Annotated in this window: 6 protein-coding genes; 3 read left to right on the top strand and 3 right to left on the bottom strand. The window is 56.4% G+C overall.

Annotated features, from left to right (window positions below; translation table 11 throughout):
* Nucleotides 1-8: 8 nt before the first annotated feature.
* The 3 genes from HDF12_RS15085 to HDF12_RS15075 form a co-directional block, all read right to left on the bottom strand.
* Nucleotides 9-2,084, bottom strand: coding sequence for a beta-galactosidase (locus tag HDF12_RS15085; RefSeq protein WP_179584684.1), 2,076 nt, complete (start codon nucleotides 2,082-2,084; stop codon nucleotides 9-11).
* 59 nt (nucleotides 2,085-2,143) lie between these two features.
* Nucleotides 2,144-3,460 (bottom strand): xylose isomerase, encoded by a 1,317-nt coding sequence (gene xylA, locus HDF12_RS15080; RefSeq protein WP_179584682.1) that lies wholly within the window; start codon nucleotides 3,458-3,460, stop codon nucleotides 2,144-2,146.
* 323 nt (nucleotides 3,461-3,783) lie between these two features.
* Entirely contained in the window at nucleotides 3,784-5,472 is a 1,689-nt protein-coding gene (locus HDF12_RS15075; RefSeq protein ID WP_257025684.1) for a sodium:solute symporter family protein, read from the bottom strand.
* 433 nt (nucleotides 5,473-5,905) lie between these two features.
* On the opposite strand from HDF12_RS15075, the gene HDF12_RS15070 reads away from it, so the two are divergent.
* The 3 genes from HDF12_RS15070 to HDF12_RS15060 all read left to right on the top strand — a co-directional run bounded on the left by HDF12_RS15070 (nucleotide 5,906) and on the right by HDF12_RS15060 (nucleotide 12,288).
* A complete protein-coding gene (locus HDF12_RS15070; protein ID WP_179584678.1) occupies nucleotides 5,906-7,147 on the top strand; it encodes an ROK family transcriptional regulator in 1,242 nt (413 codons plus the stop codon).
* 63 nt (nucleotides 7,148-7,210) lie between these two features.
* Entirely contained in the window at nucleotides 7,211-8,692 is a 1,482-nt protein-coding gene (xylB, locus tag HDF12_RS15065) for a xylulokinase (protein ID WP_179584676.1), read from the top strand.
* Nucleotides 8,693-9,855: 1,163 nt separating this feature from the next.
* Nucleotides 9,856-12,288: an ABC transporter permease gene (locus tag HDF12_RS15060; RefSeq protein WP_179584674.1), complete on the top strand. Its 2,433-nt coding sequence runs from the start codon at nucleotides 9,856-9,858 to the stop codon at nucleotides 12,286-12,288.
* Nucleotides 12,289-12,512 lie beyond the last annotated feature (224 nt).

The following is a 12,512-nucleotide window of genomic DNA, read 5'->3' as shown; positions in this document are numbered from 1 at the left end:
CGATCCTCCTACTTACTCCCAGCCGACTCCTGAAGCACCACAACACCAAACCGCGGAAGCGAAACGCTTGTCGTGTCCCCACCCTTGAGCACATCGTGCATTGCATGTGGCAGCTTGATGACGCGCATCTCCGATCCATAGTTCGTCAGAATGAGAACCCGCGTCTTTGCGTTCGACCGTATCGCCATATCCACGTCTGCCGGAATCTCAGGCAATACTGTCGCGATGTCGCTCTCCTTGAGCATCCACTCAGCAGCACGTCTCATCGCAGCCGCATCAAGCCCCGTGCCAATGTATGTAATCGTTCCCCGCCCAACTTTGCGTGTCACAGCCGCGGGCTGTCCGTCCAACCAGCCGTTGCTTGTTCCGTAACGCATCAGAACCTGCGTAGCCTGATCCGTTACGCCAAGCTGTTCGGCCCAGGTCGTATCCTGCGCATCTCCCCACACGCCGCTCACCGGCACTGTTTGATCCAGTGCGTAGAACTGCTCAACCCTCGCTCCCAGCATTGCGGCGAGTGGTCCCGGCTGCCGCTCTGGAAATAGACTGTTGTCTTCGTCCTTCATGGCACTCCGCTGCCCCAGCACAAGATTGCCACCTGTACGAACGTAAGCCTCCAAATTCTTTGCAGCCTCTGGCGTCAGTACGTTCAACGCCGGAGCGACGACCAGCTTGTACTGCGTCAGAGGGGCTGTATCCGCAACCACGTCAACCGAGCCAGCAAGTTTATGCAGCGGAGCGTAGTAACTCAACAGAGCATCGACCGGATCGAATGCTTTATTGTGCCTCTGCCAATTAATAGCCCATCGACTCGAGTAGTCCTGCAGCACCGCAATCTGCGACCTCACGGTCGTTCCAGCCAGCACTGGAGCGACCTTCTCGAACTCTTCCCCAATCTGCTTCACCTCGCCGTATAGCGGGACGGGCGTCCCATCGGCTCCAACCAGCGTACCGTGGTACTGCTCCTGTCCGTTCAGCGCGCTCCGCCACTGCCAGTACTCCACTGCCTCCGAGCCATGGCCAATCGCATTCCACGCCATAGCCCGAACCTCGCCCTTATCGAGCGCATTGTTGTCCGTCTGCCAGTTCACAAAGCCCGGCTGCGTCTCCATCACCCAGAAGTTCTTGCGCAAAAATCCACGAGTCAAATCGTGTGTCGCCCCATTGCGCACTGGGTCCAGATGTCCCGTCCCCACATAATCGTCCCACGAGGCAAAGTCCAAATCCTGCGCCACGGTGTAGTGATCGTATGCGTCGAACCATCCCATCATGTTCGTAGTGATCATCTGTCGAGGCTCAGCATGCGCGCGAATCGCATCCAACTGGTTCTTCTGATAACTCCGCCAAGTGTCGGAGACGAACTCTTTCCAGTTCAGCATCAGACCAGGATTCCCACCATGCTCCTCAATAGGAATCTGGCTCCAATCCTGGTAGGTCTCGCTCCAATAAGCGGTGGTCCACCGCGCATTTAGATTCTCAAGTGTTCCGTACTTGGCACGAAGCCACCTTTGAAATTGTGCCTGGGTCGTTTCTCCGAAGCTCTCGTTGGCGTATTCGTTGTCTATTTGCCAACCGATCACATTCGCGTCATGACCGAACGCCTCGGACATTTTCTCCGCGACCTTCCGGCTCAGCTCGCGATACGTCGGATCGCTCCAGTCGAACTGTTGGCGATTTCCATGCCCATCCTTCCTGCCGTTTTCCATGGTGCGCAGGGTTTCCGGATACTTCTGCGTAAGCCAAGCCGGCGGCGCGGCGGATGGCGTGCCCATCACAACCGCGATGTGATGCCGTTCTGCCGCACGCACTGCATGCTGCAACCACTCCAGATGAAATTCGCCCTCGTGAGGCTCGATGGTGCTCCAAGCAAACTCACCCACACGTACAAAATTTACATGCGCCTGTTCCATGAGTGTGAGGTCTGCATCCCATCGGCTCTCGGGCCACTGCTCGGGATACCACGCCGCTCCGAGCCCCAACGCAGGGCGTCGCGCATCAGGGGGCAACGCAACCTGAGCAAGAGCAGGGACACTCAAAGTCAACAGGGCAAATGCAGATCGTTTAACCCAACGGCGGAAAATCATGGAAACTCCTTCACTCGAGGACCCACAGGTATTCGCTGTCCGATGCGGCCCTTGCCTCGCTACAGGTAACGGTTGATCAGGTTTTCTAGCTGCTCCTGCCGTCCCGATCGCGGCTGGGGATTAATGTTGTGCTCTTCGCTTCGGGCAGCGATTGTGTCCAGCGACTCCTCGCCTGCAAGCATCGCCTGGTTCTCCGGTAACTTCCAGCCGGCATATCGGGTTGCAACAATTTCGGCGAGGCGTCCTTCCTCATGGATCTTTGCCGCGATTAGGAACGCACGCGCACACATATCCACCCCGCCGATATGCCCATGTAGCAGATCCTCGGGATCGATCGACTGCCTCCGCACCTTAGCGTCGAAGTTCATTCCGCCCGGCCCTAGACCTCCAGCCTGGATCACGTGATACATCGCCAATGTCATCGAGTACAGATCGACTGGAAATTGGTCCGTGTCCCAACCAAGCAACGGATCGCCGCGGTTGATATCGAGCGAACCGAGAATTCCAAGGTCAGCGGCGGTCGCAATCTCATGTTCGAAGGTGTGACCCGCCAACAACGCATGATTCCCCTCGAGGTTCACTTTCACTTCGCTCTCAAGCCCGAACCTCTTTAAGAACCCGTACACGGTCGCCACATCAAAGTCATATTGATGCGCGGTGGGCTCCTTCGGCTTCGGTTCAAGCAATATCTGACCATTGAATCCGATCTTGTGTTTGTAATCGACCACCAACGCAAGCATGCGGCCCATCTGCTCCAACTCATGTTTCAGGCTGGTGTTCAGCAGCGTCTCGTAGCCCTCGCGGCCGCCCCACAATACATAGTTCTCGCCACCCAACTTCTTCGTCACATCCATGCAATGCTTGATCGTCGTCGCACTGTACGCAAAGACCTCAGGGTCTGGATTAGTCGCCGCACCCGACATGAATCGCGGATGAGTGAATAGGTTCGCCGTACCCCACAACAGTCGAGTTTTCGACGACTCCATCTTCTTCAACAGATAATCCGACATGTAGTGAAGATTCGCGATTGACTCACCTAGGGTTCTGCCCTCGGGAGTGACATCGCGGTCATGAAACGTGTAGAAGGGAAGATCAAGAACACGAAATAGATCAAATGCGGCGTCTGCCTTGTCCTGTGCAGCTTGCATCGCGTCGCTACGACCCATCCATGGACGATGAATCGTTGGAGCGCCAAACGGATCGCTGCCGTTCATTGCAAGACTGTGCCAATATGCCACCGCAAATCGAAGGTGCTCGCGGAGTGGTTTGCCCAACACTGTTCGATCCGCATCGTACCAGCGGTATGCCAGATCGGACGTGCTCTCGGCTCCCTCATATCGCACGGTCGGAAAGTTGCTGAAAATAGATTGACCCATATATCCCCCAAATAAGTGTGTTTTGTGCTGTGTGCTGCACAGAAACTCAATCCACCGAGTGCGCCGTAGGCCGGAACCGCACAGTGTAGAACGCTCCGAAGAGAGTCAGAAGAACGCCCCACCAGAGCGTCGGTTGTAGATTCGCTAAAACCGTTTCGGGCTCGTGCCCGAACCGCTCAAAGAGGCCTTGGCCTAATAGAACCAGACCGTCAGCCAGCATCAAGATGCCGCAGAAAAACCATATGGAGATCCTTGCTCTGCGCGTCTGCCATTTCCGCTCTTGCGATCGGTTGTCTCTCATCGTCTCTCCTCGCAGCTCAATTCTAAAAAAACACTATATTCAGAATGAAAAACACAACAATCACCACAACCGCCCAGAATGCGGGCTTCTGCCAAAGGTTTTCGGCCCCATCGCTAGGCAGCGGAGTGACTCCGTACACTAGGCCCGCAAGCTGAGCGGTCGGTATGGGCTTCGTCATCAGGCTTACAACCACTGTAACTCCGACGCAGATAAGCCAACTCCACAGCGCGCGGTAGAGATTTTCTGCCATGGGACGTGCATCGGAACTCATCGCGATATACCGCAGACCGTCTGCGTTTACACGGACCCACACGAACATCCCTATTGAAGCCACGGTCCCGGCCAGCAGGCCCCAGAATCCTCCGGCCTTCGTCGCCCTCTTCCAGAGCATCCCGAGAATTACAGTGCCAAAGAGCGGCGCGATAAAGAAACTGAACAGCGCCTGCACGTAGTCCATAATCGATGCTGCATTCATCACGAGATACGCTGTCGCAATCGACACAAGCATTCCGATAACCGTTGACCATCGTCCCATCGCGACGTAGTGTTTGTCCGAAGCTCTTTTATTGATGAAGGCGCCGTAGAGGTCGTAGGTCCAAACAGTGGAGAATGCGCTGATATTGCCTGCCATACCGCTCATAAAGCCCGCGATCAATGCCGTGATCCCAAGTCCCAAAAGACCGGGGCCACAATAGCGAATTAACATCAACGGCAGAACGTCGTCGTAGCTATGCTGTCCGGTCGCCTTTGCTACATTGCCGGAAACCAGGTGAAACACCATGGAGCCATCCGCATTGTGCAGGCCAAGTGCAATCAGACCCGGAAGAATCACGATCAACGGAACTGCCATCTTGAACGCCGCGCCGATCACGGGTGCCATCTTTGCGGAGCGTAGGCTATTCGCACTCAATACGCGCTGAACCACAAGAAAATCTGTCGTCCAGTAGCCGAAGCTGATGACAAACCCTAGGCCAAACACGATGCCTGTCCAGTGCACGCCCATCGGATTGTCCTTGAATCCTCCAAGCGTGTTCCACAGGTGCGTATAGTTGGCGCTCCCTACGTTCGCCGCAATCTGCGCCTTCAGGTTTGTCCACCCATGCGCCTCAAGCAACCCTAGAATCGGAATCGTCGCGGCCCCCGCCCATATCAAAACGAACTGCAGCACCTCGTTGATGATGGCCGAGCGTAAGCCGCCGAGCATTACGTACAACGCCACTGTCCCCGCGCCCACCCAGATCGAGAACATCAGATTCCAGCCAAGCACCGTCTGCATCACGACAGCCATGGCGTACATATTGACCCCGCTCATCAGGATCGTCATCAGCGCAAACGACACCGCGCTCACCGCTCTTGCACCCTCGCCAAACCGAAGATGCAGATATCCCGGCACGGAGTGGGTCTTCGAGATGTAGTAGAACGGCATCATGACGATGCCGAGGAACAGCATCGCCGGAATTGCGCCTATCCAATACCAGTGGGTCGCCAGCATCCCGTATTGATACGCGGCCCCGGCCCATCCCATTAGCTCCAATGACCCCAGATTCGCTGATACGAAGCTCAGCCCAGCCACCCAGGCAGACATCTCTCTTCCAGCAAGAAAGAACTCTTCGCTCGTGTTCGTCGATCCCTTCACATAAAACCCAATGAAGATGACTAGGGCGAAGTAGAGCAGCAGGATCAGGACGTCGACTGGATTCAGTCGCGTCATCTGGGCGCCGAGTATAGAAGAGCTTGAAGCGATAGAAAGCATTATGTACTGCGGAGAGCCTTCCAAAAGGTTAGGTGCAGCAGCATCGGGGCCACGTCGAGAACGTTATTTTACTCGCGACCCGAACTATATCGACTCCCCCACAAATTTGTCAATGGACGATGTGTCGACCACAAAGCCCTATTATCGCTCTGACCGCCTAGAATTTGGAGTTCGCAAGTTTTCTTTTCCTTCTCCTGAGATCGTTCAACTTAGCCCTGTAAATTGCGACGGCACACCGCTATACTGAACCTCGAAGAAATAGTTCTTGCGGTTGTATTAACTCAGGGAACGCCACGCACATCCCTGCAAAGTCGAGATAGGCCAATTTTACGGGACCTGCATTTCTCCCGCTATGGAGCACTGATGAATTCTCAGCTCGTGCGAGCGCACCATGTCTGCTAAAGAAAGAACAGGACATGTCGACAAAGGATTCAGGCGGGTAGACCTCGCCTATGTAGAGCTAGCATCAAGCGAGATCGCTCGCGACATCAACCGCGACATCGTATTGGAGATCGTTCGTTCCAAGCAGCCCATCTCGCGTGCTGATCTATCACGCGTCTCTGGCTTGCAGCCAAGTACCGTCTCCAATATCGTCGAGCAGCTCCTCCAGGAGACATGGATTGTTGAGGGTGCTGTAGCCCGAAGACCGCGCGGCCGTCGCCCGACTATGCTCTCGCTCAACGACAACCTCGTGATGTTGGTCGCCGACCTTCGACCCCGCAGAGCAATCCTCGCCATTATCGACCTCAATGGCCGCATGCTTGCCCATGAGGAGATCAGCATCTTCTCTGATCCGGAGCGATCGGTCGCGGGAATGATCGAAACCATGCAGGCCATGCGCGATCGCTTCCCCCACAAAACCTTCGAAGGCGTCGGAATAAGCGTACCGGGCCGCGTTCATCCAAAGACAAACCACCTCATCCACGCCCCGAATCTCAAATGGGCGGACTACGACATCAAAGGAGCGATTCAGAAAAAGCTTCGCCTTCAGGTCGAACTCGACAACGACGCGACAGCCTGCCTTCTCTCTGAACTATGGTTCGGTCGCATGGACAAAACGCGCAACGCCGTTCTCATCAGCCTCTCGGAAGGCCTTGGCACTGCAATCTTCGCCAACGGACAGATCGTCTCGGGCCTTAACGGCCTCGCCGGTGAGTTCGGTCACATCCCGGTCGATCCTGCCGGTCCTCTCTGCGGCTGCGGCAAGCGCGGTTGCTGGGAGACGCTCGCTTCATCCGACGCAGCCCTGCGCTTCTATTCCGAACTCAACCCAAACGCAAACGTCACTTCCATTCAAAACCTCATGCACCTCGCCGAAGAAGGTGATTCTCTCGCAATCAAGGCGATAAAGAAGCAGGCCCTGCATCTCGGACAAGGCCTCCGCCTCGTCACCGCGGCCCTATCTCCCGAACTCATCCTCATCACCGGCGCCCTCACCACAGCTTGGTCGACTTTCGGCTCCATTGTGCAGGACGAGTTAGTCTCAGGCATTCTCGCAGGCTTACCACCTCGCCTCGAGATCACAACGGGAGGAGAGATGGCCCGCCTTCGCGGGGCTGCCGCGATCGCACTCCAGCGTCATTCCGGCTATCACAGTTCATCGCGCCGTGGCGCGAAGATAAATCGAACGTAAGCAAGCGCTCCGAGATTAATGACTAAACCGCAAGCAACGCACATAATCACGAGACTCACATCAATGTATCTAGGAATCGACTGCGGCACTCAAGGGACAAAGACTCTCCTGATCGATGAGCAAGGCATCGCGCACGGTCGAGGACATGCCACGCATCAAGTCATCCAGCGACCCTCCGGCACCCGCGAGCAGGAACCAAAGTGGTGGATTGATGCGCTCCGTTTCTCAGTGAAACAAGCGATATCACAGGCTCCTGGCCATCAAATCGAAGCTCTCGCGGTCTCCGGCCAGCAGCACGGCCTTGTCGTTCTCGACGAGCACATGCAGATCATTCGTCCCGCCAAGCTCTGGAACGATACCGAAACAGCAACGCAAAACGCGGAACTCATCGCCCGCTTCGGAGGCCCGCAAGCCCTTTTCGAGCGCTTCGGCATCATCCCCCTCACCGGCTACACCGTATCAAAGCTGCTCTGGCTGCAGCAGCGGGAACCAGAAAACTTCGCCAGAATCCGTCACATTCTTCTTCCCCACGAGTATCTCAACTTCTGGCTTACCGGCAATCTCTGCGCGGAGTACGGAGACGCATCCGGAACCGGATACTTCGATGTCCGCAATCGCACCTGGGCCGCCGAGGTCCTCGCCTCCATTGATCACGGCACCGGTCATCTCCTTCGAGCGCTGCCACCTCTCGTTCCCGCGCAGCGGATTATCGGCACCGTAAAGTCGGATGTAGCCGCCGATCTCGGCATCTCCAACTCCTGTCTCGTCGCCAGCGGCGGGGGCGACAACATGATGGGAGCCATCGGCACAGGCAATGTTATCGAAGGCGTCGTCACCATGAGCCTTGGTTCCTCTGCCACGGTCTACTCCTTTCGCAACGAGCCCGCGGCTAAACCGAATCCGGGCATCGCTCCCTTCTGTTCCTCTTCCGGCGGCTGGCTTCCGCTCGTATGCACGATGAACGCAACCAACGTCGTCACGCAGATTCTAGACACCCTTGGCCGTACCGTAGCCGATATAGAGTTTGCCCTCGCCACCACAAGCCCCGGGTCAAACGCATTGACCTTCATTCCTTTTCTGAACGGCGAGCGTACCCCCGATCTGCCCTCCGCGCTAGGCGCTCTCATCGGAATCTCCGCATCCAACTTCGGGCCTGAAAACTTTATCCGCGCAACAATCGAGGGAGTCAGCTTCGGCATTCTAGACGGCCTCGATCTTATTCTCGAAGGCACCCACGCCAAACGCATTCTGCTCATCGGTGGCGGGTCAAGATCCGCGCAATGGCGTCAGCTCCTCGCCGATGCCAGCGGCACAGCCGTTCACGTCCCTCTTGAAGAAGAGGCAGGCTGTCTCGGCGCCTGCATTCAGGCGATCTTCGCCGCTCGCAGCGAAATCGGCTCGCCGGAGACTTTCATCGAAATCTGTGATCGTTGCGTCAAAGTAGATGACAAAAGAACAGCCTCCCCGAATCTTGCCCTGGCATCTCAATATACTCAAGCGCGCGCAGCTTACAAGCACCACCGGGCTACTCAATACGGGATTTAGCCGGGGCGATTCGCTGATCGGCGGTTGGCGCCCACAGTACTATTAGTCATGGAAATTCAGGTTCCAAACAAATCTGAAATCTTCCGTCTCTCTGACATTCCGTCAAAGAGACTGAGTGCTACTACGCGACCAGATTGCTTTCTAGGTAGACGAGAAAGCGCCTGGTCACCCATCGAGCCGTGATTGGCAACCAGAAGTCTGCCTCTCGCCCGTGAAGTCCTTTGGGTGAGAGCCAGGCTCGTTTGTTTACAGGATCTCGCAGCGCTCTCTCTAAAACAGAGAAATATTCCCTGTGGACACCCCTAAAGAAAAAAACTTTGACGGCGAGAGAGAATCTCTGCGGGCCTGTGTCGAGGTTGTTACGGACCTCAGTTCGCGAAATGGTGGAGGGATGCGATTGATCCAGTTAACGATCATCGGATTCGGGAGCGGGCGCTATGTGCTGGCCCATCAGGCGTGGTGCACCGCTTCCGTCAATTTGGTTGGGCCGAGCACGTTTGTGATGCGCTTTAGATCATATGCCATTGCCGCGAGCCCGATTTCCACCTTTGCCCGGACAACCCTCGCATCAGCAGACGAGGATGTCCGAAAATACGGTACTCCATCGTAGCGAAGGGATGCTCGATGGTGGATCGGCGTAACCTCATCGCTTCTGGGGTCATAGCGGAAGTCCTCCTGCTCGAACAGCTTGCCATCGCATTGATTATTAACTGTCCTCCGTAGCAGCCGGTATTGTGAGGACAAATGTTGTCCCGGCCTGAACACCACTTTCAAGGGAAATCTTTCCGCCGTGCGCTTCTACAGCTTTCTTCGCCACCAACATCTGCCATTCAGTACAAGGGAATGCTGCCACCCTTCAGCGATCATCAAAGGTGTGCAAAGTCTCATTCACGCCGGATGCGTGCGGTTATAGCTAGGGCGATGTCCGGTTCGGACTCAGAGGAGTAAGGTGCGGTTTGCCGACAAACCTGAAGTCAACTCACGAGAAGCGCGTTTTTCGTTACTAATCCTCGGACCAAGCTCACCAGAGCTCAAAAAGCGCACTGCCCAGCTGTCCCTGGGAACTGGCAACATCAAATGGAACCGCCGTCCCAGCACGTGCGTACACCGATACAAGCCCCGGGAGTCCGAGGGAAATACACGACGATGCGTAAGGGGGGAGCATGAACGCCGATATACGACTCGCTCTACGACAGTTGCGAAAAGCGCCTGGATTCGCCCTGACCGCCGTGCTCACACTTGCACTCGCCATTGGTGCCAATGCAATCGTGTTCAGCGTACTAAATGCGTTGATCCTACGACCCCTCAACGTGCCGCACCCTGAGACGCTGTTGATGCTGGAACGCGCCTACGGGTCAGATTCATCTCCATCGGAGTCCTATCCGGATTACCGTGACCTGCGTGATAGGAACCGCAGCTTCGACTCGCTGGTGCTATACAACATCATGGGTGGCGTTGGGCTCGATACCGGCCACGGAAATCCCTCCGTAGTCTGGCCCTATACCGTAAGTGGCAATTACTTCGATGCCCTCGGCATCCAGCCCTATCTTGGCCGGTTTATCCATGCTTCTGAAGAACATGGGCCGAACAGCGTGCCCGAGATTGTTCTGAGCTATGCGCTCTGGCACAGCAGCTTTAACGGGGATCCTGCTGCAGTGGGCCGCACTGTTCAGATCAACAAGCATCCCTTCACCATCATCGGCGTTGCTCCGCGGGACTTCCGCGGCACCGAACTCTTCTTCGCGCCCGATCTCTGGGCTCCCATCGTCGATTCGCCCCAAATTACTGATTGGTTTTCGCTCGAGGAGCGTGGCAACCATAACGCCTGGGCGATAGGACACCTCAAGCCCGGAGTAACGCCAGCCGCAGCTACCTCGGACTTGAACACCATTGCAAATTCGCTGGCGAAAACCTATCCCAAATCCGATGATGGCCTGAAATTCTCCTTGTCCCGCCCCGGACTTGCTGGAAATACGCTCGGTCGACCCACGCGCGCTTTTATGTTCGGGCTTATGCTCCTCGCAGGTCTTATCCTGCTTGCCGCATGCGCCAATCTTGGTAGCCTGTTCGCGGCGCGCGCAGGGGATCGCTCACGGGAAATCGCAGTGCGCATGGCTCTGGGATCGCGTCGCCAGCTCATCTTCCGCCAGCTCATCACGGAAGGCGTTTTGATCTCTCTGGCCGGAGGTCTTTGTGGCACGGCGGGAGCTGTAGTCATCCTGCGCGCTCTCAGCACATGGCGGCCGATTCCGAATATCCCGATCAACATACCGGTAAATCCGGATGTGAACACCTACGCTCTGGCCTTCCTGCTGGCTGTCTTCAGTGGGCTGTTCTTTGGCTTGGTCCCTGTCCGCCAGATTCTTCGCTCCGATCCCTGGCAGATCATTCGCTCCGGGTCCACAAGCGTCGGCGGGTCACGCCGCTTTACACTGCGCGACGTTCTGTTAGGTTTACAGATCGCCATTTGCGCCGTATTGGTCACCGCTTCGCTCGTCGCCGTGCGCGGCCTGGCTCGTTCGCTACAAAGCAACTACGGTATTCAGCCTAAGGACGTGATGCTCGTAAAGACCGATCTGAAGATGGCTGGATATGATGCCGACAAGCGTGTACAGATGGAGAAACGCATGCTCGATGCCGCCGCTGAGATTCCGGGTGTCGCTGCTGTGGGATATGCCGATCGCCTTCCACTCAGCATTGGCGGAGGGGATTCCGACGTATACACCGACACCACCACCGATTTTCGCCCGACGAGCGCTGCAGCCGATGCCCAGAACTTCAGTGTCTCGCCCGACTATTTCCGTGCCGCCGGCACTGCTCTCCTCGTCGGCAGAGCTTTTACCATGCACGACGAAGACAAGGCTCCCATCGTGGCCGTCGTGAATCGAGAATTCGCCCGCAAGGTCTTCGGATCCGTCGACAAAGCCGTAGGTGGCCATTTCAAGTTTTGGGGCGGTAACCGGGCGGAAGTGGTAGGCGTGGTCGAAGACGGCAAATATCAAACCTTGACCGAAGATCCCAAGCCGGCCATGTTCTTTTCCTTCCTCCAGCACCCTTCCAGCGACACTTGGCTCATCGTTCGCTCGGAGCGTGACCCGAAGGAGATTGCTCCAGCACTGCAACGTTCGATGCGCAGCCTCGATCCAGCTCTACCGCTTGAAATAAGGACCTGGCACAGCGAGCTCGATTCCGCACTCTTCGCCGCTCGCGTAGCCACCGTTTCTCTCGGCGCGCTTGGCCTGCTGGGCGCGATGCTTGCCATCACCGGCATCTTCGGCATGGCCGCTTATACCGTCAGCAAACGCCTCCGCGAACTCGGCATCCGCATAGCTCTCGGAGCTGATCAACACGAACTACTCGGTTCAGCGCTCGGACGTACCTTCCGGCTGCTCACGATTGGATCGATAGCTGGCATGACTCTCGGCGTACTGGCAACCCGTGTCCTGTCGTCTATCGTGTATCAGGCCACGCCGAAAGACCCCGTCATTCTCGGCGGTGTCATTCTCACCATGCTTTGCGTAGGTCTCGTAGCCGCTTTGGTTCCCGCTCGGCGTGCCCTCGCTGTCGACCCGATGATCCTGCTGCGCGAAGAATGAGTTGAAGCAAACAAGTCACAGTCGACAAGTGAGCACTTGCCAATGCACATCGACACGATGATTAGTCCTCATACGTCGACATTGCGGGAAGTGATCCGCGATTCACATTAGCGTTGGCGCGATGCTCCCGGATCACGGGCAAACCGCGCCTTACTCCCCTGTTGCACTCGCGTGGCAGCATTCCATGGCAACCAGCACTACAAGACCGCACCTCTCTGCAAGAC

Origin of the sequence: Tunturiibacter gelidiferens, assembly GCF_013410115.1 — a bacterium.
In the GTDB taxonomy this organism is placed as follows: domain Bacteria; phylum Acidobacteriota; class Terriglobia; order Terriglobales; family Acidobacteriaceae; genus Edaphobacter; species Edaphobacter gelidiferens.
The sequence above is the reverse complement of the archived record's forward strand: the minus strand, read 5'-3'. Positions and strand labels throughout refer to the sequence as shown.

Coding starts and splice junctions, on each gene's coding strand:
- HDF12_RS15075 (WP_257025684.1), bottom strand. CDS start 5,472: ATGACGCGACTGAATCCAGTCGACGTCCTGATCCTGCTGCTCTACTTC.
- xylA (WP_179584682.1), bottom strand. CDS start 3,460: ATGGGTCAATCTATTTTCAGCAACTTTCCGACCGTGCGATATGAGGGA.
- HDF12_RS15085 (WP_179584684.1), bottom strand. CDS start 2,084: ATGATTTTCCGCCGTTGGGTTAAACGATCTGCATTTGCCCTGTTGACT.
- xylB (WP_179584676.1), top strand. CDS start 7,211: ATGTATCTAGGAATCGACTGCGGCACTCAAGGGACAAAGACTCTCCTG.
- HDF12_RS15060 (WP_179584674.1), top strand. CDS start 9,856: ATGAACGCCGATATACGACTCGCTCTACGACAGTTGCGAAAAGCGCCT.
- HDF12_RS15070 (WP_179584678.1), top strand. CDS start 5,906: ATGTCTGCTAAAGAAAGAACAGGACATGTCGACAAAGGATTCAGGCGG.